The organism is Thiohalophilus sp. (assembly GCF_046483665.1).
Taxonomy (GTDB): domain Bacteria; phylum Pseudomonadota; class Gammaproteobacteria; order UBA6429; family Thiohalophilaceae; genus Thiohalophilus.
Window position 1 is genome coordinate 1 of sequence record NZ_JAWOCR010000031.1, and the last position, 23,909, is coordinate 23,909.

Sequence of the window (23,909 nt, forward strand, 5' to 3'; positions counted from 1 at the left end):
AAAAACTTCATCTGGGTGCCGGCCAGTTCGATGACATCCTGATCCTTGAGCGTGATGGCTTCGGTGGTCAGCGGTTTACCGTTGATCATGGGAGTGTCGGAGGCGCGGCGCAGTTTGCTGCTGCGCAAGGAGGATATGGTGTAATTATTGGTGTTACGCGCGATCATGGCCATTTTGATTCCGTTGAACCCAATGGTATTGAACGGTTTACGCAGTTCCAGCACTTTTTTGGCCAGCGGTCCGTTAAGAATCTTGACGCCGGCCAGTTTTTCGCCTTTCAGGCTGACTGGCCCCGGTGTTTTTGTGTCCATGACCTGGGTATCTTCGATTTCGGCCTGAATAAACATGGTCGGCTCGTACTCCTGTTCTTCATCGTCAAAGTAGGTCAACTGGTAGTTGCCGACCTGGATGACGTCATTCTGCTTGAGCAGGGTTTTGGTGATACGCGAGCCATTGAGCAGGGTTCCGTTGGTGCTGCCCAGATCGTCAACATAAACATGTTCACCCATGGTCACGATCAGGGCATGGCGACCGCTGACTGTTAAATCATTCAGTTGAATATCATTGCCGTGCTTGCGGCCGATACTGATACTGTCCCGGTCAATTGGATATTCCCGGATGACTGCCCCATCCAGAGTCATGATTAACTTGCTGCCCATCGATTGTATTTCCTTTACCTGGATTTTATTTCAAATCGGGTTCCGATGAGAGGACAATTTCTTCCATCTCATCGTTGGAGTATTCAGTGTGTGTCTCGTCGATCAAGTCCTCGAACGCTTCATCATACTCATCCACATATTTGGCAAACAGGGATTTGTTACGGGCCTTCATATAGGCATCTTCGCCAGTAATCAGTTGCGAATCGACCAGTCGTTGCAGTGCGGTGTCAATCAGCTGCATGCCCTGCATCGCACCGCCCTGGATGATGTTCTCCAGTTGCTCGGTCTTGCCTTCGCGCAGCACATTGGCAATCGCAGGATTGTTAATCATGATCTCGAGTGCAGCAACCCGGCCCTTGCCATCACTCCGGCGTACCAGTTGCTGAGAGATAATTCCCACCAGCGAGGTAGAAAGCATGGTACGGACGTAGGCCTCTTCCCCGGAGGGGAAAACGTTGAGAATACGATCCACGGAGGAGGCGGCAGTACTGGTATGCAGGGTCGCCATGACCAGAATGCCCATTTCCGCTGCGGTTATGGCCAGGTGGATGGTTTCCAGATCACGCAATTCGCCGACCAGGATCACATCCGGGTCCTCGCGCAGCGCCGAATGCAGGGCGTTGGCAAATTTCGGCGTGTGCTCGCCGACCTCGCGTTGGCTGATCAGGCACTGCTTATCCTTATGAACAAATTCGATGGGATCTTCGATGGTCAGGATGTGACCCTTGCGTTCGGTGTTGATGAAATCAACCATCGCGGCCAGCGAGGTCGATTTACCCGAGCCGGTTGGACCGGTGACCAGAATCAGTCCCTTGCGCTGGCGGGCGAGGTTTTTAAGCACCGGCGGCAGGCCCAGGTCATTGAGTGATTTGATCTCGGAAGGAATGACCCGAAATACAGCGCCAATTCCGGACAGATGTTGAAAGATATTGACACGAAAGCGGGCGAGATTTTCCGCTTCATAGGCGAAATCGACGCCGTTATTTTCAAGGAAATATTCTTTTTGCGTGTCGGACATGATTTCGTAAATCAGGTCCTGGGTTTCGTCGGCGCTGAGTTCACGGTATTTGATCGCAAAAGTATCACCGTTGATCCGCACGCGCGGCGGGTTACCGGCCACGATGTGCAGATCGGAACCGTTTTGTTTAACGACCAGTTCCAGAAATGTATCGATCCTCGCCATATCCACTATCCACCGACGGCCAGGTTAACCTGCGGCAGCAGATCGGGATTGGTCACGAAACGCTGGAACGGCTTCTTGTCCTGGGCGTTGATATAGGCGTCATCCGGATCGATTTGCTTGTTCTTCAGGGCTTCCATCAGTGCCTGATCCATTAACTGCATGCCCTGTTCCCGGCCAGTCTGCAACAGGGAAGGGATCTGGAATATTTTGCGATGCAAAATCAGGTTGGCGATCGCGGGGGTATTGAGCATTATTTCGAGAATCGCTTTGCGCCCGCGTCCATCTGCGGTGCGGACCAGGCGCTGACTGATGACGCCTTTTAGATGCTGAGCCAGGAATGTGGCAGTCAGACTTTTTTGTTCGGTCGGCATGGCGTCGATGATGCGATCCAGGGTTTTGACCGCCGAGGTAGTGTGCAGGGTGCCCAGTACCAGATGGCCTGTTTCCGCAGCCGTCATGGCCATGGAGATGGTTTCCGGATCGCGTAGCTCGCCAACCAGAATCACATCCGGATCCTCGCGCAGGGCGGCATGCAGGCCCGCGGCGAAGCTTTTGACATGATTGCCGACGCTACGCTGGATAACCAGCGACTGTTTGCTCTGATGTAGATATTCGACCGGGTCCTCGAGGGTGATGATATTGAACTTGCGATTGGCATTCAGCCAGTCGATCATTGAGGCGAGGGTAGTGGACTTGCCGGTGCCGGTGGCACCGGTGACCAGCAGCATACCCTGATGGGCATGCAACATTTTTTCGACAATTTCGGGTACATCGAGATCTTTCATGCTCGGTATGCTCGGCGGAATAATCCGGAACACCCCGCCGGGACCACTCAGTTTATGAAACAGGTTGACACGGTAACGCTCGCCTTCGCTGCTTTGATAGGAAATATCCAGATCACGCCCCTGCTGATAGATACTGCGTTGATCCTCGGTCAGGATCTCGTCGATCAGACTGCCAAGTTCATCATGACTCAGCTCGCGGTACTTGATGGGTTCAAGATCGCCGTACAGCCGGATCTTCGGCGGGACGCCGACGGCCAGATGCACATCAGAGGCCCCCTGTTCGCGACCCAGCTTTAAAAAAGCATCGATGCGGGCCATATTATGCTGCCGCCTCCTGTAACAGTTTTTCTATATCATGTTGCAATTGCTCGATATGCTGATAGCGTTTTTCCGGGTCGACGTTGATTGCGCGCATGATTAACTGATCCAGATTCCCGGAGATTACCGGATTGAGTTCGCTCGGCGGTTTTGCCTTGCCTTCGACATGCTGGAACAGGGTGGCCATGTGGTCTTTGTCCTTGTAGGGCGGTTTGCCGGTGAACAGCTCATACATCACGATACCCAGACTATAGATGTCGGTACGAATGTCGATCTTGCGTCCGCGCACCTGCTCCGGGGCCATGTAGGTCGGGGTGCCAACCAGAATGCCGCTCTTGGTCAGACGTGAATCACTCTGACTGACCGCCGAGGCCAGGCCGAAGTCTACGATTTTGACCACATCGTTATTATCGATCAGGATGTTTGCCGGTTTGATATCCCGGTGCACGATCTTGAGATTATGTGCAATGGTCAGCCCCTTGCAGACATCCACCAGCAATTTCAGGTTGCGCTTGAAATCGCGGTTTTTCTTCTGCTTGATCTCATGGGCCAGAGAGTGACTGTCGAAATATTCCATGCTGATGGCGTAGGACTTGCCGAAGGTCAGAAAATCATAAATCCGAATCACGTTAGGGTGGGTGATTCTGCGTGTATAGCGCATCTCGTGCACAAAACGCTGGATGACGCTGTCATCGGAAGCCATGTGCGGATTGAGGAATTTGAGAATAATCTGTTCATGGACCATTTGATCCTCGACCAGGATAACCACACCAAAGGCGCCTTTGCCAACCTGGCAAATGACCTTGTAGCGACCGGCCAGAATGCTGTCCGGTTCGAGGATCTCCGGGTCGATATACTGGTTTTCGCTGGCCACCCGGGTCGGGCCGGCTGTTGAGGGCCTGCTGGCGCCCATGGAAGAGGGCTGGGGACTGCTGCCCGGCTCATTGCGCCGGGTGATCAGGGTTTGCATGGTCTGATTCGCCACATCCTGGGTTTCCTGATCGCCGGTATTGGCGACGATGGTCAGAGCTGCCTCGATGTCATCGATATTGTGGCTGCTGATTAGCGTTTCGAGGGCGCGGACGATGGCTTTTTTGTTTTTCACCTGGTTGTTTTGCAGGGCCGCGAGTAAGGGCTTGACGGCCTCCTGACCGCCAAGCCGGGCAATGGACTGGATCATGCCCGGCGAGGAGTCGGGATACTTCTGTAACACTTCCAGCATCAGAGGCAGAGCGCGCGGCTCTTCCATATCGGCCAGCGCATCGGCGGCACGTTCGCGTACCCACCAGTCAGTGTCCTTGAGGGCTTCAAGCAGGTGATTGACGGCCCGGTCGTCCTTGAGCTTGTTCATGATTTCCACCGCCGAACGGCGCAGGAATTCGTCGTCGCTTTTGATCAGGCCGAGTACCGCGTTGATAACATTGTCGCCGCCGATCGTGGCCAGCGCATCGGCGGCACGCGAACGGACCCACCAGTCCTGGTCGCGCAGGGCATTGAACAAATCGGTGATAGCGGCGTCGCTGCCGATATTATTCAATACTTCCACCGCCGCACGACGAATATCTTCCGAATCGTCCTGCAGCATTTCAATAAGATATTTGACGATGTTCGGATCGTTGATGTGGCTTAGAGCCTCGATTGCCTTGCTCTGTATATTGAAATCAGGATCCCTGAGCATCTGGGTGATGGGTCGGGCTGAAACCGGCACGCTGAGATTTCCCAGTGAGGTGAGGGCGGCCAGCCGGACCGACTTGCTGGGATCCTGTAGCCGATCCAGTAACACATCTCGGGATCGCTCATTATCAAAGCGTCCCAATATAATAGCTATTTGCTGGCGGACATACTGGTCCTCATGATCGAGTGTGTTGATCAGATCCGTCTGCATGCTGTGATCGGCGACATCATTGAGTATATGAAATACCAGTTGCTGGGTATTGCGGTCTGATTTATCCAGCTGTTTGAGCAGTTTCTTGCGATCCAGTTGCTTGCGCTGGGCATGCAGGATTTTGAGCAGGGCAGCCTTGGGAATATCCGGATCGGTTAACAGATCAAGCAACTTGTTCGGATCGTAGCGGCTGGACTGGCTCATGACGCTGGTGACGCCGGCCACGATACGCTTGCTGTCGTCGGTAAGCGCATCGACGTACTTTTTCAGTGTCTTGTTATCCAGCTGGTTAAGCAGCAGTGTCGCGATAGCCGGATTGGGATAGGATTCATCGAAGGCATCGATCAGCTTGTCGATGACTGATGGGCCGGCTTCCTTGAGATCGCGGAAGGCTTCCTTGAATTCGAGCGAGCTGGGGTGCTGGCCGGAAACCAGTACGTCGATTGCCTTGTTGGCTTTTAGCGAGTTAAACAGACCCATTATACACGGTCACTCATTGGCCATTATAGTTGATTATGTCAGTGGGTCTCATCCGACGGACTGACGTAATTGATAAATGCCTTGTTGATCAAGCAGACTTCCGTGTCGGAAAGATACAACCGAATGAAGCGGGCTTTTTCCCTGTTCAGATAATCGAACAGCCTGGCCCGTTCGGGCGGGAGTGTTTCGCGAATTGTTCCTTCGAGTATTGAACCATCCATCAGGTGAATGGCGCAAGGAATAATGGTTTGCTCGCCAAGAGTACCGTTTTCCTCCTCTTGTTCGTATTGCACCCGGATGAGGGTGGTGCGGTTGTAAAAGCGCAATTGTTCCGGGTTATGCAGCCGCACCACGAGAAACGGGCTGTCCTGGTTCAGCACTTCGATGGGCTCTTCCTCACCGGCGTGTTCATGGCTCTGTTCCAGCAGGAACAGCGAACCTTTGACCAGCCCGTCGGGATTGACCCAGAGCGAGACCTCTTTTTCGGTTTTCGGGACTTTGAGAATCCTGGCCTTCACGCCTACTCCTTTAATTCTTATTGAATTGCTGCGTGTTGCTATTGTTACCGGACTTTGAAATTATAAAAAATACAGAGTTGCGATAATTCAAGGAATTGTTCCTGAAATGTTAATCTGCCGCGCCACTCCCCGATATAAGGGTTTACCCTAATTAAGGTTATTGGAATTATTCGGTGATTATTTTAAACCTATTTTGACGTGATATCCTCATTCATTAAAGTAATATGATAACAGCAACATTTTCTCAAGTGGGTTTGTTGCTGCGTTACACGCTGTCTCTGTTGTCGTGCACCAGACTGGAACATCATGGCTGAATTGATCGTCACCGAAGGACCCCATTCCGGGCGTCACTATCCCCTGCTGGCAACCGCCGTTACCCTGGGGCGTTCCCGCGAACAGCACTTGAAAGAGGATGATTATCTGTTGCTGGAGGATCCCGAGGTCAGCCGCCGTCATCTGCGGCTGTTTCTGGATCAGGGGCAGTGGTATGTGGAGGAGCTGGGCTCTACCAACGGCAGCGCCCTGAGCGGCCTGACCCTGCAGCCGGGAGTGGCCTATCCCCTGCAAAACGATGAGAAATTACAGCTGGGCAGTACTGTCCTGCGTTTCGCGGCGGGCGATGAGGCATTCCATCTGCCGGGCAGCCCGGAACCGACCTTCGAGAGCCCGGATTTCGATCTGGCCAATCTCTCCCGGGCTTCCGCCTCGGTGCAGGTGGTTTCGGCCGAGGAGCAGCAGCCCGATGTGAGTATGTCTATCGACGCGACCCGTTTTATCGAGGCCTTGCAGGGCAAGTCGGAACTCGCCGGGCAGGGGCAGGAAGTGGATCTAGTGAAACGGATGCAGGCGATGATCCAGCTCAGCCTGTCGCTGGGGGTGGTGACCGATCTGGATGCCTTGCTCTCCCGCATCATGGATTTTGTCTTTGAGTTATTCCCCGGGGCCGAGCGGGCTTTCGTGGTGGCTGTCGATGAAAAGCAGGAACAATATCAGCCGCTGATGCTGCGCTACCAGGATGGGCGGGAGCTGAAAAATGACGAGGCCATTGCCCTGTCGACCACCATTATTGAATCGGTCATCCGTAATCAGAATGCCCTGTTGCTCAAGGATGCCATGGGCGATCGCCGCTTCGGCGTGCAGGATTCTGTAGTCAATCTGTCCATTCGCAGTGTCATGTGTGCGCCGCTCCTCTATGGAGGCAAGGTGCTGGGTCTGTTACAGGTAGACAGTTCCTCGGCCTCGCAAATGTTTATCCACGACGATCTGGAACTGTTGACCGCGATTTCCGCCCAGATTGCGGTGTCCATGAAAAATTCTCATTTCTATCAGGAGATCGAAAAACTGTTCGAGGGTTTCGTGCGGGCCTCGGTGCAGGCTATCGAAGCGCGGGATCCGGGTACGGCCGGGCACTCTTTTCGGGTCGCGGAATACACCGAAAACCTGGCGCGGGCGGTGGATCGCAGCAGCGAGACTGACTTTCGCTCGATTCGTTTCGATCGCGACAAATTGCAGGAATTGCGTTACGCGGCCCTGCTGCACGATTTTGGCAAGGTCGGTGTGCGCGAACATGTACTGACCAAGGCCAAGCGATTCTATCCCTATGAAATCCGGCTGATGCGCCAGCGTTTTCGCTATGCGCGCGCTTGCATCGAACGCCAGGTCTATCAGGAACTGGTGGAGCGCCAGAGCCGCGAGGAGCTGGACAACCGATCCTTCAAGCGGTTGAAGGAGGAAAAAGAGGCGGAATTACAGCAACAGATCACCGAATTGAATCATTTTTTCCAGGCTATTATGGCCGCCATTGAACCGGATGCCGACCCTGGCCAGTACGAGGCGCACTTGTCGCAGATTGCCGATTATCGTTTCCGGGATGTGCATGAGGAGCCGTTGCCCCTGCTGGACTCTTTCGAGTTTTCGGTGCTCAGTCACGCCCGCGGCAGCCTCAATCCGGAAGAGCGCCGGGAGATCGAATCCCATGTCAGTCACACCTTTGATTTTCTGCGCCTGATTCCCTGGACCGAGAAATTTGCCGGCATTCCGGATATCGCCCACGCCCATCATGAAAAACTCGATGGCACCGGTTATCCGCGTGGCTTGCAGGCCGAAGCGATCCCGTTGCCCTCGCGCATCATGACCATCGCCGACATCTACGATGCCCTGACCGCCGGCGACCGGCCCTACCGCGACGGCGTCAATTCCGAACAGGCCCTGGCCATCATCGACGATCAGGTCAAAGCCGGCAAACTGGACGGCAAGCTGTTCAAGGTGTTCCTCGAGGCCGAGGCGTACAAATCCCGCAAAACGTGATTGTCTTTGAGATAAAGACTCAACGCAGAGGCGCAGAGAACGCAAAGAAATAATTTTTAATGCTGAATTTTGAATTGCAGATAGGCCGTTAATTCAACATTCAACATTCAGAATTCAAAATTATCTTTTCTCTTCGCCTCTCTGCGTTGGTTTTTGTTATTCAGAGTCGTCCGGCCGAGGCAAAGTGGCGGCGCCAGTAGGGATCGCGCAGGTTGGCGACACTGACGGTTTTGCCGCTGGAAGGGGCGTGGATGAATCGGTTGTCCCCGAGGTAGATGCCGACGTGGGAGACGAAGCGGTTGTATTTGGTGCTGAAGAAGACCAGATCCCCGGGCCGCAGAAACCGGGTAGGGATGGCCTGGACCTGGCGATATTGCTGGCCGGTAGTGCGCGCTATCTCAAGGCCGGCCTGCTGATAAGCGTATTGGACCAGGCCGCTGCAATCAAAACCGTGGCGGGGAGACTCGCCGCCATAACGATAGGGCGTGCCGAGCATCTCGCGCGCGATCTCCACCACTTTTGTCCGATCGGCACCGTTGTCGACACTGCGATGCAGTGGCATACCGCAGGCGGACAGGAGCAACAACGCCAGGGTCGCCAGCAGCAGGGCGCGCAGTCCGGTCGGCGGGGCAGGGTGTGAGTATCGCAATTGCATTCTCTTTCTCCAGACCCTGTTTTTAGCCCATCCGGCGGCTGGGGTCAATTATTTTGAGCATAATCAGAGACTTCAAGTCGATTTTTAACGTACTCTAGAAACTGTGACGCGTGTCAGTTTTAGTTGCCCGAACTCAAATTAGCGGCCGTTAGCGTACTCAATTGAGCAGTTTTTGCGCTAAAATAGAAAATGTATGGATATCAACAGCCTCCAGCACAATCTGTTCCCGCGCCAGGTAAATCCGGCGCGCGGCTCTGATCAGCAGCGTCGCGATCAGGGTCGCGACATGCAGGAGCAGCTGCAACAGGCCGAGGTCCGTGAACGCGCTTCTGAGGCGACGCGCGCCTCACAGAATCAGGAACTGTGGCGGCCCGAACGCCGGCTGGACGGCCGTCTGGTCCGGTTGGGGCCTGCTCACGGCCCGATTACCGATACCGAACAGGCGCGCAGTAATCTGATGCGTGAAAAAATTGCCCGCACCTATGTCCCTGAACAGGCGAAACGATTGGACTCCTTCGCCTCAACCCGGGAGACCGCCGCCAGCCGCTCTGAGCTGGATCTGGTCGTCTGAGTGCGAGCGCAAATCGCGCGCTATTTTCCATTTCCATCACAGCCCCGGCGGCCGGATATGCTTTATACTGAGTGCTTTTGCTTATCCGGGGCGTTCCTGCGCCGGATCGAAGGAGCCTGTTGGGGGCTGTTAGTCGCTTATGCCACGCCGTAAATCTGTTGCCCGACGCCGTAAACCTTCCTCCCGGTCCAAACGCTCGCGCAAGAGTCCCGCGCGTAAAACGCCGGGGCGTTTTCGCTGGCGTTATCTGTTCGTCGGTTTGCTGATCGGCCTGCTCGGCTATGGGGTCTATCTCGATTTCACCATTCGCACTCAGTTCGAAGGCAAGCGCTGGGCATTACCGGCCAGGGTGTATGCCCGGGCACTGGAGATTTATCCGGGCCAGAGCCTGACACCGACGCAACTGGAGCGTGAACTGACGTTACTCGGTTATCGTGACAATGCCGCCAGTCAGGCGGCGGGCAATTACACCCGCCGTGGCGATCAACTCCGTTTTACCACCCGGGCATTTCAGTTCTGGGATGGGCGGGAACCCTCGCGACAGGTGAGGGTACGGTTCGATAACGGGACGATCGTGCACCTTCAGGATCAATACGGGGCGGAATTGAACCTGTTGCGTCTTGAACCGCCGGCCATTGGTGGCATCTATCCCCATCACCGTGAGGAACGGGTGCTGGTGCGTCTGCTCGAAGTACCGCCCCTGCTGCAACAGGCACTGGTGGCGGTGGAGGACCGCCAGTTTTATGAACACCGGGGACTCGATTTCCGGGCGATCGCCCGGGCCCTGCTGGCCAATCTGCGCGCCGGGCGTACCGTCCAGGGTGGCAGCACACTGACCCAGCAACTGGTGAAAAACTTCTTTTTGACCAACGAACGTAGCCTGTGGCGCAAGGCCAATGAGGCGGTCATGGCCTTGCTGCTGGAGTGGCACTATCCCAAGACCGAGATCCTCGAAGCCTATATCAACGAAATCTACCTGGGCCAGGACGGCGATCGCGCGATTCACGGTTTTGGTCTGGCGGCGCGGTTTTATTTCGACAAACCGCTGGCGGCACTGGCGGCGAACGAGATCGCCACTCTCGTGGCGCTGGCGCGAGGACCCTCCTATTACCACCCCGAACGCCATCCGCATCGTTTGCTGGCGCGTCGCAACCGGGTTATCGATATTCTGGAACAGGACGGGGGGCTCGATCCGGCTATTGCGCGCCGGGCCCGCCAGGCCCCGCTGGGCGTGGTTCCCGGCAAACCGGGGGCGATTTCCGATCATCCCGCCTTCATGGATCTGGTCCGCCGGCAATTGCGCGAGCAGTATCATCAGGAGGATCTCACCTCCGAAGGGCTGCAAATTTTCACCACGCTGGATCCGGCCATCCAGCAGACAGCGGAACAGAGCCTGAGCCGGCAGATTGCCCGGCTGGATCAACAACGCAATCTGTCGGGCTCGTTACAGGGGGCTGTGGTGATCACCCGCGCCGGCGGTGGGGAAATCCTGGCCCTGGTCGGCGATCGCCATGCCCGTTTCACTGGCTTCAACCGGGCGCTGGACGCGACCCGTCCGATTGGCTCGTTGATCAAACCGGCGGTCTATCTGACCGCGCTGTCGCAATCGCAGGACTATACGCTGGCCACCTTGATCGACGATTCCCCCATTACCTTGCAGGCGGACAACGGGACGCGCTGGTCGCCGCGTAACTACAGCGGTGAGTCGCACGGTCAGGTGCCGCTGTTCACGGCCCTGATCAATTCGTATAACCAGGCGACCGTGCGCCTTGGCATGGCCCTGGGATTTGAGCCGATTGCCGCGACCCTGCGCCGGCTCGGCGCGACGCGCGATATTCCGGCGTATCCTTCCATGTTGCTTGGCGCGGTTAATTTCACGCCCTATGAGGTGGCCGGGATGTATCAGACCCTGGCGGCCGGCGGTTTTCGCAGCCCCTTGCGCGTGATCCGCGAGGTGCTTACCGCCGACGGTGAGCCGCTGCGTCGTTATCCGGTCCAGGTGGAACAGACCCTGGACGGGAAGACGGTGCAGATACTGAACAGTGCCCTGCAGGAGGTGCCGCGCCAGGGAACCGCGCGGGCACTACGGAATGACTCGCCGGAAGGTTTGCGTGTGGCAGGCAAGACCGGGACGACCGATGATTTGCGCGACAGCTGGTTCGCCGGCTTCAATGCCAGCCATCTTGGGGTGGTCTGGCTGGGGCGGGATGATAACCAGCCCACCGGTCTGACCGGGGCCAGCGGGGCGTTGCAGGTCTGGGGTGAGATTTTTGCCGAGCTGCCGGGGCAGCCACTGGAACCGCTGCCGCACAAAGAGCTCGAGTATCACTGGATTGATCCCCGCTCCGGCCGGATCAGCGAGCCAGGGTGTCCCGGGGCAGCCTATCTGGCCTTTATCAAGGGCACCGCGCCACAGAAAAAAAGTGACTGTGCCGGCGGGGGCAAGCGCCGCCAATCGAACAATCCGTTTAACTGGTTCAAGGGGCTGTTTCAATGAACACGATCCGACCGCTGTTGTTACTCCTGCTGATCGCGCTGCTGGGGGCCTGTACCAGCGCCCCTGAATCAGAACCGGGGTTGGAGGTGGAGATCGGGGAACCGCGCACCACCCAGGTACACCCCGCGGCCGGCACCAGCCGGCCGGTTCTGGCCCTGCTCGAGCAGGCCAACCATGCCGCACGCCAGGGCGAACTGGCGGTCGCCGAGGCGCGCCTGGAACGGGCCCTGCGTATCGAGCCGCGTAATGCCGTGTTGTGGTATTACCTGGCCAAACTCCGCTTACATCAGGGACGGCTGGAGGAAGCGGCCGGGCTGGCCGCCAAATCCAACAGCCTGGACCGGCGCAATAATCGAGAGCTCCAGGCGGATAACTGGCGCATCATTGCCCATGCCCGTCACCGTACGGGGGATGAGTCCGGCGCCCGGGATGCCGAGCAACGCGTCAGGTTGTTATCGAACGAGCACTGAATCGATTGTTTCCCCTGCCCGGTTTTCATCGACGCTGCCGCGTCTCATGTCTGCCGGCTATCCGCAATGCCTGTTTCCATTCCAGCGATGCCCGTAGCCGATGCCGCACACGCCCCAAGCGTGGCAGAGTGCGTTACAATGACAACATCTTCTGTGAGCGGGTGTGGCCGGTGTGTCTGTTTTTGCCGTTGATAAACTGATCAGTGAAGCGCGCCGACTGGCCGCCGAGTATCGCCGTGCTACCGGCAAATCGCTCCCTATCAGCAGCGAAATTGCCAGGCACGATGCCTGTGTGCATCTGGAACTGGAGCCCTGCGAGCAGGAAGCGGCCGGTTACGATGCTATCAGTCGTGACGGGAGCGAACAGCGCATCCAGATCAAGGGCCGGGCGATCTTCGATGAGAGTAAATCGGGGCAGCGTATTGGCCAGCTCAAGCTGGAACAGGACTGGGATGCCGTGGTACTGGTACTGATGGATGAGGAATTCGACAGTTTCGAAATTTATCAGGCCCGACGGGACGAGGTGATTGACGCCCTGCATGACAGCCCGCGCAACAAACGGGGTGCCATGTCAGTGGCCCGTTTTCGCAATATTGCCCGACTGGTCTGGACCAGGGAGGAGGGACGTCTCGAAGAGGCGTCCCGGCTCCCATTCAACAACCCTGAGTAACGATGCTGTGGATAGCCCCGACGAGATTCTCGGTCAGTATGGCCCTTTCGCCCGCGAGGTGGACAACTTTGCTCCGCGTGCCGAGCAGCAGGCCATGGCCGGGGCGGTCGCCGGGGCGTTAGAAACGGGGCACCACCTGATCGTCGAGGCGGGCACGGGTACCGGCAAGACGTTTGCCTATCTGGTACCGGCGTTATTGTCGGGGCGCAAGGTGGTAGTTTCTACCGGCACGCGCAATCTGCAGGATCAGCTGTTTCATCGAGATCTGCCGCTGGTGCGCCAGGCCCTGCAGGTGTCGGTCAACGTGGCGTTGTTAAAAGGTCGCAGCAATTACCTGTGTCTGCATCGCCTGCAACTGGCCGAGGAAATGGTCAACCAGAATCCGGCCGAGACGAAAAAACTGCAGCGCATACGCGACTGGGCCGGACGGACCCGCCGTGGCGATATCGCCGAATTGCCCGAGGTCGATGAGCAGGACATGATCTGGGCCAGGGTCACTTCCACCGCCGACAACTGTCTTGGGCAGGAGTGCGAGTTTTTCGATCACTGCCATCTGGTCGAGGCGCGGCGCGAGGCGCAGGCAGCCGAAGTAGTGGTGATCAATCACCATCTGCTGTTTGCCGACATGGCGTTACGCGAGACCGGGTTTGGCGAACTGTTGCCCACGGCCGAGGCGTTTATTATTGACGAGGCCCATCAATTACCGGAAGTGGCCTCCGGCTTTTTTGGTACTGCCCTGAGCGCCAACCAGCTGCTGGAGCTGGCGCGTGATAGCCGCGATGAATATATCAATGAGATTAACGAAGATCGGGAAGTGCCTCGCGTCGCCGATCAATTGGAGAAGGCCGTGCGCGACATGCGCCTGCTGTTCAGGCAGCCGGGGCAGCGCGGTAACTGGAAGGAACTGGCCAGCCGTGCCGACATGCAGGAAGTTACTACCCAGATCAACCAGCGGCTCGATGATCTGCAAAACGCCCTGGAACCCTGCGCGCTGCGTAGCAAGGCACTGGAGAAATGTTATCAACGGGCGCGGGAACTGACCGAGCGCTTCGAATTACTCACTGCTGTGCACGACAGTGATGATATTCACTGGTACGAGGTCCATCAGCGCAGCTTTATCCTGCACCTGACCCCGCTGGATATCGCCGGCAACTTTCGTGAGCAACTGGCCTCCTCATCGGCCAGCTGGATCTTTACCTCGGCCACTCTGGCGGTGGCCGATCGGTTTGAACATTATCAGCAGCGGCTGGGACTGGAAGAGGCTGATACCGCGCGCTGGGAGAGCCCGTTCGACTTTGCCCGACAGACGCTGTTGTATCTGCCCCAGGCAATGCCGGCACCGAACGCCCCGGATTACACCGCCAGCGTGGTTGAACAGGCCCGCCAGGTGCTGTCGGTCACCGGGGGGCGGGCGTTCATGCTGTTTACCAGCCACCGTGCCTTGCAGGAGGCGGCCGGCCTGCTACGCGACCGGCTGCCGTGGCCACTGTTTGTCCAGGGCGAGGCACCGCGCGATGTTTTGCTGGAACAGTTTCGGCGCGCCGGCAACGGGGTGTTGCTTGGCACCAGCAGTTTCTGGGAAGGCGTGGATGTGCGCGGGGAGGCACTCTCCTGTGTGATTATCGACAAGCTGCCGTTTGCCTCGCCGGGCGATCCGGTGCTGCAGGCGCGGATCGAGGCGTTACAAAAACAGGGCATCAATGCGTTTATGAACTTTCAGTTACCGGCGGCGGTGATCACCCTGAAACAGGGGGCGGGGCGATTGATTCGCGATGTGAATGATTACGGTCTGTTGATGATCTGCGATCCCCGCCTGCACAACAAGCCGTATGGCCGGGTCTTTTTACAATCCCTGCCGCCCATGCCGCAAACCCGTTCCCTGCGCGAGGTGCGCGACTTTTTCAAACAGCGACAGAAACAGGCGGCGCCGGCATGAAGATTCTGGCCCTGGATGCGGTGACCGAGGCCTGTTCGGCGGCACTGTGGATCGACGGTGAAATACAACAGCGCTATGCCGTGGCGCCGCGCGAACATACCCGGCTGATCCTGCCCATGGTGGATGAACTGCTGCACACGACGGATTTGAAGCTGACCGATCTGGATTTCATCGCCTTCGATCAGGGGCCGGGCTCCTTTACCGGAATCCGGGTGACCATGAGTGTGCTGCAGGGTCTGGCCTTTGCCGCCCGCCTGCCGGTACTGGGTATCTCCAGCCTGGCAGCTCTGGCCCAGTCGGCGTATCGGATACATGGTGCACAGCAGGTTCTGAGCTTGATCGATGCACGCATGAACGAACTCTACTGGGGTATCTACCGGCAACAGGACGGCGTGATGCAATTGCAGGACAGGGAGAGTGTGGCGCCGCTGGCGGCGATACCTTTCTGTGAAAACTGCCAACTGATTGGCAGCGGCGTGAGTGCCTGTACAAATGAGTTGCGCCAGGCCGGTTATAGCCGGCTTATCGAGGATGAACTTTTACGTTATCCCCGTGCCGAATATATCGTCGAACTGGCTGCCGCCAGTGCCGAGCGGGCGATGGCAGTCGAGTTGGCAGAACCGGTCTATTTGCGCAATAAAGTGACCGGCTGACTTGAGCCGGTTTCGCGGCCTTGGTAGGCTTGGCGCTTCTTTAACAGGATGCCTGTTAAATCAAAGAGGGACGCCGTGATGACAACCTTACCCACCCGGATAATTTACCCGTTACTGGCGTTGTGCCTGTTTCTCGGCGGCGCTTCGATCCATGCCCAGGAAGTAAAAGACAGGACGCAAAGCGAGTCCCGGGTCTACGTCAAAAAAGTCAAAAAACCGTTACCGGAAGTCTACAGCAAGGTGTTCACTGCCATGGAAAACGGCGGCTATTTTGTTCTGTTTGAACCCAATCTCGGGAAAAATCTGGAACACTTCGCCCAGCGCTGGGGCGATGATTATAATAAAAACAGGATCGAGGAAATTCGCAGCCTGATTTTCAGCAACGCCTGGTACGTCAATCAGATCAGTAACGCCGATCCCGAACTACTGGCGCTCTCGCCATTACATCTCACCTTTACCTACAAGGACGACATGACCACCCTGCTGTTCACTCGCCCCTCCGCCGTCGCGGCCAATAGCCCCGCCCAAAAAATCGCCACCGAACTCGAAAACGACGTCATCAATACTATCGAACGGATTGTGTTTTATTAAACAAAGAGATTAACGCAAAGGCGCAGCTTGTGCGTTGTACGATTTGATATCTGCATCCCATACAGATTTCGCAAAAACTAACAAAGTTCCAGAAAAGCAGTTTATTCTCGCCTTCGTGGTCTGCTGGTTAATAAACTATTATATAATTTTCTCTGCGCTCTTTGCGCCTCTGCATTGGGTTTTATTTCGATACCAGCAGATTGACGAGGATCTGTTCGTAGATGGCGGAGAGGGTATCGAGTTCGGCGATGTCGGTATGTTCGTCGATCTGGTGGATGGTGGTGTTGAGGGGGCCGAGTTCAACGACCTGGGCGCCGGTGGGGGCGATGAAGCGGCCGTCGGAGGTGCCGCCGGCAGTGGACAGTCGGGTGGGATAACCGGCCACGGCCTCAATCGCTTGTTGTACCGCTTCCACCAGTTCGCCTTCGGGCGTCAGAAACGGCTGGCCGGACAACGTCCAGTTGATGTCATAATCCAACGCGTGTTTATCCAGGATCGTTTCGACCTGCTGACGTAATTGCGCGTCGGTCACTTCGGTAGAGAAGCGAAAGTTGAACTGTACCTCCAGCTCGCCGGGGATGACATTGTTAGCCCCGGTTCCGGCGTGGATGTTGCTGATCTGGAAGGTCGTGGGCGGGAAGTGTTCGTTACCCTGATCCCATTCGCTGTTTACCAGCTCCTGCAGCGCCGGGGCAAAAAGATGCACCGGGTTTTTCGCCAGATGGGGGTAGGCGACATGCCCCTGCTTGCCGTGCACGCTGAGAATCGCTCCGAGGGAACCCCGACGCCCGTTTTTGATCACATCGCCCACCTTGTCGGTGCTGGAAGGTTCGCCGACCAGACACCAGTCGATTTTTTCTTCGCGTTTTTCCAGCGTCTCGACGACCCTGACAGTGCCGTTGATCGAGGGGCCTTCCTCGTCACTGGTGATCAAGAAACCAATAGATCCGGCATGTTGGGGATATTGTTGCACGAAGCGTTCGCAGGCGGTGACCATCGCGGCGATGGAACTTTTCATATCAGCCGCACCCCGGCCGTAGAGTTGCCCTTCATGCTTGGTAGGGGTGAACGGCGGGAATTGCCAGTTCGCTTCGGGGCCGGTAGGGACCACGTCGGTATGTCCGGCAAACACCAACAACGGCCCCTGATCTCCGCGCCGTGCCCAAAGATTGTCTACCTCGTCGAAACGCATCGATTCGAGAGAGAATCCCAGTGCTTTGAGCCGTGCTCCCAGCAACAGCTGGCAACCCTCATCGTCGGGGGTAACCGAGGGGCGAGCGATCAGTTCCTTGGCAAGTTCCAGTGTGGCAGACATTGAATTCAACCGGTAAAGCGTCAGCCCCTGATTATATACAAGACAGGCTGGAAACGCAGCGGGATTAGTCGAGAAGAGGGGTGGGTCTGTCGATACCGTAGCCCTGCGCGAAATCGACCCCGATATTGCGCAGGGTCCTGAGGATTTCATCGTTTTCGACGAATTCTGCAATGGTAGTGATGCCCATGGCATGGCCAACTTCATTGATGGCCTTGACCATTACGTAGTCGATCGGATTCTGATTGATTTCCCTGACAAAGCTGCCATCAATTTTAAGATAATCCACGGAAAGATTTTTGAGATAGGTAAAGGAACTCAAGCCGCTGCCAAAGTCGTCAAGCGCGAAACGGCAACCGAGTTTTTTCAGCTCACGAATGAAACGTTCCGCGGTTGTCAGGTGAGTGATAGCGGAAGTTTCGGTGATTTCAAAACAGATGTTGGACGGTTCAAGACGATACTCATTCAGTTTGTGTTTGACGTAATCGAGGAAATCACTATCCCCCAGACTATTGCCGGAGATATTAATGGTAATCGAGGAGGGGTGATCCTGAAGATATAAGAAAGCATGATCAATTACCCATTTGTCGATTGCCGGCATCAGGTTATAACGCTCGGCGGACGGAATAAAAGTAAAGGGTGGTATAATATTATTATCCGCATCAAGCATTCTGACCAGGATTTCTTTGTGTTCGGCATAACCGGAATCCGTTGCGACCGGAACAATCGATTGGGCGTATAAAATAAAACGATCTTCTTCCAGGGCTTTCTTGATGTGAGTGACCCACTGCATTTCGCTATGTCTTGTAGCGAGTTCTTCATCGTCCGGTTGATAAACGTGAATTCGATTTCGCCCGAGATCCTTGGCGGCATAGCAGGCAATATCCGCTGAACTGAGAATGTCGGTAACATCGCGGCTCTGGGCATTGATTTCGATAATACCGATGCTTACGCCGGTATCAAAAGCCTTGTCTTTCCATATAAAACGAAAGTCGTTAACCGTGGCACGCAGTTTGTTGGCGATCTCCTTTGCTTTTTCCTTGTTGCAGCGGCTAAGCAGGACGCCGAATTCGTCACCGCCAAGTCTGGCGAGAGTGTCGGTTTCCCGGACTTGCTGCTGAAGCAAGAAGGAAAGTTGTTTTAACAGTTCGTCGCCTGCTATGTGTCCACTGGTGTCGTTGACAACTTTGAACTGGTCAAGGTCCAGATACAGGAATGCATGCACTTCGTCTTCTTTTCGGGCATTGTCCAGCATCTTTTTCAGACGGTTTTCCAGTTCGCTGCGATTATACAGGCCGGTCAACACGTCATGACTCGCCTGCCAGCTCATTTCCCGGGTTAATTGGCGGGTAACAGCTACATCATGGAAAACCATGATTGCACCAATCAGACGGTTTTCTTGATCGCGGATTGGTGCCGCGGAATCCTCAATGGCGTGTTCTGTCCCCCGCTGATTGATCAGCAGAGTATCCGGGTCGAGTTCGACCACGACTCCCTGTGACAAGCAGCGTTGAATCGGATTTTCGACGGGTTCTCCGGTTTCCTCGTTTTTCAGACTTGTGATTTCGTCGAGTTTCTTTCCCAGGACTTCTTCGGTACTGTAGCCGAGTACACTTTCCGCGACCGGGTTCATGAAATTAATGCGCCCTTGCTCATCGGTTGTAATCACACCGTCACCAATGGAGTGCAGGGTAACCATGGCTCGCTCTTTTTCATCAAACAGCTGTCTCTCGACCTCTTTTTGTTCCGTAATATCAGTACTCGTACCAACAAGTCGATAACCGGTGCCATCCTCGTGTCTGACAGCGATACCGCGTTCCATATGCCAGCGATATTCACCATTTTTATGGCGCATACGTAAAATCTGTTCATAATGCTCGATTTTACTGTCGAGATAATCCTGTACATGCTGTTCGACGAGCGGTAGATCATCGGGATGTACACGAGAGATCCATTCGTCCCGTGATTCTGTAATTTCTTTGTCACTGTATCCGAGCATCTGCTTCCAGCGCGGGGAGTAATAGACTGTATGGGATTTGATGTCCCAATCCCACAGTCCGTCAGTAGTTCCCTGCATGGCAAGGTTGAAACGTTCTTCGCTTTCAACCAGCTTTTCCTGTGCCAGCCAGATTTTGAACTCATGCTCATTCAGTGTGTCCAGCATCTGGTTGAAATCCCGGGCAAGTTGGCCCAGTTCGTCATGCCGATCGATGCTGGCGCGAACATGGCGTTGACCGTGGGTGATGCCGTCGGCAATGGTGAGCAGTTGATGCAGGCCTGCGGTCAGCCCCCGTGCCATGAAATAGGCAAACAGGATCCCCACTGCAATGGCTATTAACGTATAGATCAGACCGTTTAATGTCACGATCTGCAGACCTTCGCTGATACGTTCCTGGCTCAGGCCGATACGGGCCCAGCCAATAAGATTCCCGTTGCTCATTACCGGAGCCGCGATATCAACGAGACGGTTGTTGTCCACCAGAATCTGCAGGTTACTGCTCTTCTGAAGTCGCTTACTGACGTTATCAGTCAGATAAAGTCCGGTTTTATCTGTATCAGTATGTCCCAGAACCCGCCCGTCGGGGCTGATTACCATGGCATATTCCATTGTCGGGTAAGCTGACTGGCTACTGATAATCTCTTCCAGGCCAATTACGTCATTGGAAAGTACCCAGGATGTGCTATTGTTCGCCAGGCTGCGTGCCAGGCTGCTGGCCTGTTCAAGACTCTGTTGATGCAGAAAATCACTCTGTCGATCGACGAGATCATAGACGAAGATGCTCATCAATACGGCATGAATGAGTGCAATTCCGAGCATCAATTGACGCCGAATTGACGCCGTCCAGAGTTTTCTGATTGTACTGATAAAGTTGGTCATATCAGTAGATTGGCCGTACCTGACGATGGAATTTTATCAGGAATTCAACCACCGGTTTGTAAGTTTCATCTCGTGCCGGTTCGAACTTGCTCAATTCGATTTCATCGAGAATTTTTGCCCCTTGTTCATGGGTATGCAGTTTGAATAATAAATTAGCGACCTGTTCGACGATTTCCGGGTCAATGTCATTCCGAACAACCAGGCCGTTGTTGGGCAGAGGCTCTGTTTCCCACACTATCTCCAGCTCCTGCGCCAGTTCGGGTCGCTCCTTGCTGAGTGCATGCCATGGAGGCGGCCAGGTTGCTCCGGCGAGAGTGTTGCCCAGATATACATTCATGACCGAGGACTCTTGTGATCCGACATAATGGATATCGATCTCTTTCATCACATCCAGTCCGTTGGTCTGCAGATAAAATTGCGGCATCATCGTCGCGGCAAGCGCGGTGGGGGCGGGGAAACTGACTGCGCTTCCTTTTAACTGTGCCACATTTTGTATGTTTTTATCTTTGCGAGCCAGGATGATTCCACGGAAGTTATGGTCGTCCGCCATTTTGCCAAACACCTGGTAGTTATGTTTCAGTGAGTTGACTGTCTGGTAGGGGTTGGGCAGTGCGAAATGGAATCGTCCGGCATAAAGTTTTTTGTCATAAGCCGCATAATTGCGTGACGCTTCCAGTTTGAAACGTATACCCTCTATATGCTGGTTGAGGTAATCCACCAGTGGTCCGAATGTGAGATAAAGTCGATTTGGATTGTGCAGGGGGTGAACGCCAAACAGGTAAACAGGATCCTTGTCCGGAGCTTTTTTGCTGTATTCTGGTTTATAGATCGGGGCCGAGTCGCGCTCACATCCGGACAGCAGCCCGCTTGCCAGTATCAGCAGGAAAAGAAATGCTCGGCAAAGTGTAGGTGACAACACGGTTGAAGATTTTGGCATTTGTCCAGTTACTACGGTTAGTGTTGTTCTGTTTATTTTCCCGTCGCGATGAAGTCTATATCGGCAGAATCCGTATGAAATTAACCTTCTTGTATCAGAGGTTATTTATTTAAGCAATCTCAGGTAGTCATTTTTGGAAAAACCAATAACAAGCTGTGAGCTGGTATCCAGCACCGGTCGGCGAATCAGTGTGGGGTGGGCCTTCATCAGAGAGAGGGCGGCTGATTGGTCAAGATTGGATCGCTGGCTTTCGTCAAGCTGGCGCCAGGTAGTACTGCGCCGGTTGAGCAGGGCTTCCCAGCCGAGCTGCCCGGCCCAGTCGTTGAGTCGGTCATAATCCAGACCGTCCTGGCGGAAGTCATGAAAGGTATACTCAAGTTCATGTTCTTCCAGCCAGCGACGCGCCTTTTTGACCGTATCGCAGTTTTTGATGCCGTACAGGAACAGCATCGGACGATTCAGATATCGCGCAGAAGTTCGTTGAGACCGACCTTGCCCCGGGTCTTCTCATCGACCTGTTTGACAATAACCGCACAATAAAGGCTGTACTTTCCGTCCCCGGATGGCAGGTTGCCGGAGACCACCACCGAACCGGCCGGGATACGCCCGTAGGTGATTTCATCGGTCATGCGGTTGTAGATTCGGGTACTCTGTCCCAGGTAAACGCCCATGGAGATAACCGAACCCTCTTCGACGATTACGCCTTCGACTACCTCGGAGCGGGCGCCGATAAAACAGTTGTCCTCGATGATGGTCGGTGCAGCCTGCAGCGGTTCCAGTACACCCCCGATCCCGACGCCGCCGGACAGATGCACGTTCTTGCCAATCTGGGCACAGGAACCGACCGTGGCCCAGGTGTCGACCATTGTTCCGGAGTCCACATAAGCGCCGATATTGACATACGAAGGCATCAGCACCACGCTGGGGGCAATATAGGCGCCACGGCGCACGGTGGCCGGTGGAACCACGCGCACACCGTCGGCGCGAAAGTCGCGTGAGTTGTATTCGTTGTATTTGGCCGGCACCTTGTCAAAATAATTGGTAAAGCCACCCTTCATAAATTCATTGTCGTGGATGCGGAACGAGAGCAGGACGGCTTTTTTCAGCCATTCATTCACCACCCAGTCGCCATTTTCTTTTTCTGCAACCCGGGCTTCGCCCTTATCGAGCATGGCAAGGGCCTCGCTGACCGCTTCCTTGACGATCGTATCCACGCTGCGCGGGGTAATATCGGCACGGTTTTCGAAGGCGTTGTCGATGATATTGATAATGTCACTCATGAAATTCTCCGCATTCTTGATTCGCCGGGTGGCCGCCTGGCCACAACTGGGGGCGATTATACCGGGCCGAACCCGTTCACGCAGCTTTTCACCACTGTTCGATAAGGTTTTTTATACGTCCGGCGGCCTCTACGCATTCGTCCGGCCCGGCCACCAGTGCCATACGCACCCGGTTGCGCCCGGGATTCCGCTGTTCGCTGTCGCGTGACAGGTATTGCCCCGGCAGCACCGTGACATTTTGTTCGCCGTACAGGCGACGGGCGAAATTCGTATCATCAGCCGGTGTTAGCGGCCACAGGTAGAAACCGGCGGCGGGGCGTTCGACACTCATGACCGGCTGCAGAATGGACAGCACTGCATCGAATTTCTGCCGGTACAGTTCCCGGTTTTGTTCCACATGCTGTTCATCGGCCCAGGCGGCCATGCTGGCCAGCTGGTGATGAGGAGGCATGGCACAGCCGTGATAGGTGCGATAACGGTGGAATCTGTCAAGAATCGCTGCATCGCCGGCGACAAAGCCGGAACGCAGACCGGGCAGGTTGGAGCGCTTGGACAGGCTATGGAACACCACGCAGCGTTTGAATTGATCATTGCCGGCCGCGGCCGCAGCTTGCAGCAGGCCAACGGGCGGCGCTGATTCATCGAAATAGATTTCCGAATAACATTCATCAGCCGCGATGATGAAATCATGACGTTCGGCCAGTTCCATCAGGCGGGTCAGTGTCGGTAGATCCAGTACCGCACCGGTCGGATTACCTGGTGAACACAAATACAGCAACTGACAGCGTTGCCAGGTTTGCTGACTGACAGAGTCAAAGTCGGGCATAAAACCGTTGGCGGCCTCGCAGTTGAGATAACCGGGTTCGGCCCCGGCTAATACAGCCGCTCCTTCGTATATCTGGTAAAAGGGATTGGGCATGAGTACCAGCGGGTCACGTGTGCGATCCACCATTGCCTGGGCGAAGGCAAACAGTGCCTCGCGGGTACCATTGACCGGGAGAATATGCCGTTCCACATCCAGGCTGCCCTCCGGTACCTCAAAGCGTTTGTTAAGCCAACCGACAATCGCTTCGCGTAGTGCCACGCTACCGCGCGTCTGGGGGTAGCTGGCCAGCGTCGGCAGGGCATCGCGGAGCACGTCCAGCACAAATTGCGGGGCAGTGTGTTTGGGTTCACCGATGGACAGGGCGATATGTTCCAGATTTGCCGGCGGTATTACGCCGTTTTTAAGCTGCGCGAGCTTTTCAAATGGATAGGGGTGTAATTTATCGAGGTCCGGATTCATACTGTGGGCTGTAAAACGGGTTGGATTGACATCAGCAGG

20 protein-coding genes are annotated in these 23,909 nt (G+C 55.4%); 8 read left to right on the plus strand and 12 right to left on the minus strand.

Features of this window, described 5'->3' with window-relative positions; all coding sequences use genetic code 11:
- From R6U90_RS07255 to R6U90_RS07275, 5 genes are all read right to left on the minus strand, one after another.
- Positions 1-659, minus strand: a 659-nt coding sequence (locus tag R6U90_RS07255) for an FHA domain-containing protein (RefSeq protein ID WP_410352003.1), incomplete at its 3' end; no start/stop codon positions are given.
- A 25-nt stretch (positions 660-684) separates the two neighbouring features.
- A complete protein-coding gene (locus tag R6U90_RS07260; protein WP_410352004.1) occupies positions 685-1,842 on the minus strand; it encodes a type IV pilus twitching motility protein PilT in 1,158 nt (385 codons plus the stop codon).
- 5 nt (positions 1,843-1,847) lie between these two features.
- Complete coding sequence (locus R6U90_RS07265; RefSeq protein ID WP_410352005.1) at positions 1,848-2,945, minus strand: type IV pilus twitching motility protein PilT; 1,098 nt, start codon at positions 2,943-2,945, stop codon at positions 1,848-1,850.
- A gap of 1 nt (position 2,946) precedes the next feature.
- Positions 2,947-5,310 carry a HEAT repeat domain-containing protein gene (locus R6U90_RS07270; protein WP_410352006.1) on the minus strand — a complete coding sequence of 788 codons (2,364 nt, stop codon included), beginning with the start codon at positions 5,308-5,310 and terminating at the stop codon, positions 2,947-2,949.
- Between the two features lie 38 nt (positions 5,311-5,348).
- Complete coding sequence (locus tag R6U90_RS07275; RefSeq protein WP_410352007.1) at positions 5,349-5,828, minus strand: hypothetical protein; 480 nt, start codon at positions 5,826-5,828, stop codon at positions 5,349-5,351.
- 306 nt (positions 5,829-6,134) lie between these two features.
- Between R6U90_RS07275 and R6U90_RS07280 the strand changes: the two genes are divergently transcribed.
- Positions 6,135-8,135, plus strand: a complete 2,001-nt coding sequence (locus R6U90_RS07280; protein ID WP_410352008.1) for an HD domain-containing phosphohydrolase — start codon at positions 6,135-6,137, stop codon at positions 8,133-8,135.
- 160 nt (positions 8,136-8,295) lie between these two features.
- Here the strand turns inward: R6U90_RS07280 and R6U90_RS07285 are convergent, their stop codons facing one another.
- On the minus strand, positions 8,296-8,790 hold the full coding sequence (locus R6U90_RS07285; RefSeq protein WP_410352009.1) for a C40 family peptidase: 495 nt from the start codon (positions 8,788-8,790) through the stop codon (positions 8,296-8,298).
- Between the two features lie 193 nt (positions 8,791-8,983).
- On the opposite strand from R6U90_RS07285, the gene R6U90_RS07290 reads away from it, so the two are divergent.
- The 7 genes from R6U90_RS07290 to R6U90_RS07320 all read left to right on the plus strand — a co-directional run bounded on the left by R6U90_RS07290 (position 8,984) and on the right by R6U90_RS07320 (position 16,178).
- Entirely contained in the window at positions 8,984-9,361 is a 378-nt protein-coding gene (locus R6U90_RS07290) for a hypothetical protein (protein WP_410352010.1), read from the plus strand.
- A 139-nt stretch (positions 9,362-9,500) separates the two neighbouring features.
- Positions 9,501-11,858 carry a penicillin-binding protein 1B gene (gene mrcB / locus R6U90_RS07295; protein ID WP_410352011.1) on the plus strand — a complete coding sequence of 786 codons (2,358 nt, stop codon included), beginning with the start codon at positions 9,501-9,503 and terminating at the stop codon, positions 11,856-11,858.
- A complete protein-coding gene (locus R6U90_RS07300) occupies positions 11,855-12,328 on the plus strand; it encodes a tetratricopeptide repeat protein (RefSeq protein ID WP_410352012.1) in 474 nt (157 codons plus the stop codon). The genes mrcB and R6U90_RS07300 overlap by 4 nt, the downstream gene beginning before the upstream one ends.
- A 172-nt stretch (positions 12,329-12,500) precedes the next feature.
- Positions 12,501-12,998 carry a hypothetical protein gene (locus R6U90_RS07305; protein ID WP_410352013.1) on the plus strand — a complete coding sequence of 166 codons (498 nt, stop codon included), beginning with the start codon at positions 12,501-12,503 and terminating at the stop codon, positions 12,996-12,998.
- Between the two features lie 7 nt (positions 12,999-13,005).
- Entirely contained in the window at positions 13,006-14,934 is a 1,929-nt protein-coding gene (locus R6U90_RS07310; RefSeq protein WP_410352014.1) for an ATP-dependent DNA helicase, read from the plus strand.
- Positions 14,931-15,587: a tRNA (adenosine(37)-N6)-threonylcarbamoyltransferase complex dimerization subunit type 1 TsaB gene (gene tsaB, locus R6U90_RS07315; RefSeq protein ID WP_410352015.1), complete on the plus strand. Its 657-nt coding sequence runs from the start codon at positions 14,931-14,933 to the stop codon at positions 15,585-15,587. Before R6U90_RS07310 ends, tsaB begins: the two co-directional genes overlap by 4 nt.
- 78 nt (positions 15,588-15,665) lie before the next feature.
- Positions 15,666-16,178, plus strand: coding sequence for a hypothetical protein (locus tag R6U90_RS07320; RefSeq protein WP_410352016.1), 513 nt, complete (start codon positions 15,666-15,668; stop codon positions 16,176-16,178).
- 181 nt (positions 16,179-16,359) lie between these two features.
- On the opposite strand, the gene dapE is transcribed toward R6U90_RS07320, so the two are convergent.
- The 6 genes from dapE to dapC form a co-directional block, all read right to left on the minus strand.
- Positions 16,360-17,493, minus strand: coding sequence for a succinyl-diaminopimelate desuccinylase (gene dapE / locus R6U90_RS07325; RefSeq protein ID WP_410352017.1), 1,134 nt, complete (start codon positions 17,491-17,493; stop codon positions 16,360-16,362).
- A 64-nt stretch (positions 17,494-17,557) separates the two neighbouring features.
- The gene (locus tag R6U90_RS07330) at positions 17,558-20,308 is read right to left on the minus strand and encodes an EAL domain-containing protein (protein ID WP_410352018.1); all 2,751 of its coding nucleotides are present in this window, start codon (positions 20,306-20,308) and stop codon (positions 17,558-17,560) included.
- Positions 20,309-20,369: 61 nt separating this feature from the next.
- Positions 20,370-21,305 (minus strand): phosphate/phosphite/phosphonate ABC transporter substrate-binding protein, encoded by a 936-nt coding sequence (locus R6U90_RS07335; RefSeq protein ID WP_410352019.1) that lies wholly within the window; start codon positions 21,303-21,305, stop codon positions 20,370-20,372.
- A 105-nt stretch (positions 21,306-21,410) separates the two neighbouring features.
- Entirely contained in the window at positions 21,411-21,755 is a 345-nt protein-coding gene (locus tag R6U90_RS07340; protein ID WP_410352020.1) for an ArsC family reductase, read from the minus strand.
- An 8-nt stretch (positions 21,756-21,763) separates the two neighbouring features.
- A complete protein-coding gene (dapD, locus tag R6U90_RS07345; protein ID WP_410352021.1) occupies positions 21,764-22,585 on the minus strand; it encodes a 2,3,4,5-tetrahydropyridine-2,6-dicarboxylate N-succinyltransferase in 822 nt (273 codons plus the stop codon).
- A gap of 88 nt (positions 22,586-22,673) precedes the next feature.
- Positions 22,674-23,870 carry a succinyldiaminopimelate transaminase gene (gene dapC, locus R6U90_RS07350; RefSeq protein ID WP_410352022.1) on the minus strand — a complete coding sequence of 399 codons (1,197 nt, stop codon included), beginning with the start codon at positions 23,868-23,870 and terminating at the stop codon, positions 22,674-22,676.
- Positions 23,871-23,909 lie beyond the last annotated feature (39 nt).

Bases quoted from the DNA above. Each gene is read 5' to 3' on its own strand.
- R6U90_RS07260 (WP_410352004.1), bottom strand. From the start codon at position 1,842: ATGGCGAGGATCGATACATTTCTGGAACTGGTCGTTAAACAAAACGGT.
- R6U90_RS07265 (WP_410352005.1), bottom strand. From the start codon at position 2,945: ATGGCCCGCATCGATGCTTTTTTAAAGCTGGGTCGCGAACAGGGGGCC.
- R6U90_RS07270 (WP_410352006.1), bottom strand. From the start codon at position 5,310: ATGGGTCTGTTTAACTCGCTAAAAGCCAACAAGGCAATCGACGTACTG.
- R6U90_RS07280 (WP_410352008.1), top strand. From the start codon at position 6,135: ATGGCTGAATTGATCGTCACCGAAGGACCCCATTCCGGGCGTCACTAT.
- R6U90_RS07285 (WP_410352009.1), bottom strand. From the start codon at position 8,790: ATGCAATTGCGATACTCACACCCTGCCCCGCCGACCGGACTGCGCGCC.
- R6U90_RS07290 (WP_410352010.1), top strand. From the start codon at position 8,984: ATGGATATCAACAGCCTCCAGCACAATCTGTTCCCGCGCCAGGTAAAT.
- mrcB (WP_410352011.1), top strand. From the start codon at position 9,501: ATGCCACGCCGTAAATCTGTTGCCCGACGCCGTAAACCTTCCTCCCGG.
- R6U90_RS07300 (WP_410352012.1), top strand. From the start codon at position 11,855: ATGAACACGATCCGACCGCTGTTGTTACTCCTGCTGATCGCGCTGCTG.
- tsaB (WP_410352015.1), top strand. From the start codon at position 14,931: ATGAAGATTCTGGCCCTGGATGCGGTGACCGAGGCCTGTTCGGCGGCA.
- R6U90_RS07320 (WP_410352016.1), top strand. From the start codon at position 15,666: ATGACAACCTTACCCACCCGGATAATTTACCCGTTACTGGCGTTGTGC.
- dapE (WP_410352017.1), bottom strand. From the start codon at position 17,493: ATGTCTGCCACACTGGAACTTGCCAAGGAACTGATCGCTCGCCCCTCG.
- R6U90_RS07330 (WP_410352018.1), bottom strand. From the start codon at position 20,308: ATGCTCGGAATTGCACTCATTCATGCCGTATTGATGAGCATCTTCGTC.
- R6U90_RS07335 (WP_410352019.1), bottom strand. From the start codon at position 21,305: ATGCCAAAATCTTCAACCGTGTTGTCACCTACACTTTGCCGAGCATTT.
- R6U90_RS07340 (WP_410352020.1), bottom strand. From the start codon at position 21,755: ATGCTGTTCCTGTACGGCATCAAAAACTGCGATACGGTCAAAAAGGCG.
- dapD (WP_410352021.1), bottom strand. From the start codon at position 22,585: ATGAGTGACATTATCAATATCATCGACAACGCCTTCGAAAACCGTGCC.
- dapC (WP_410352022.1), bottom strand. From the start codon at position 23,870: ATGAATCCGGACCTCGATAAATTACACCCCTATCCATTTGAAAAGCTC.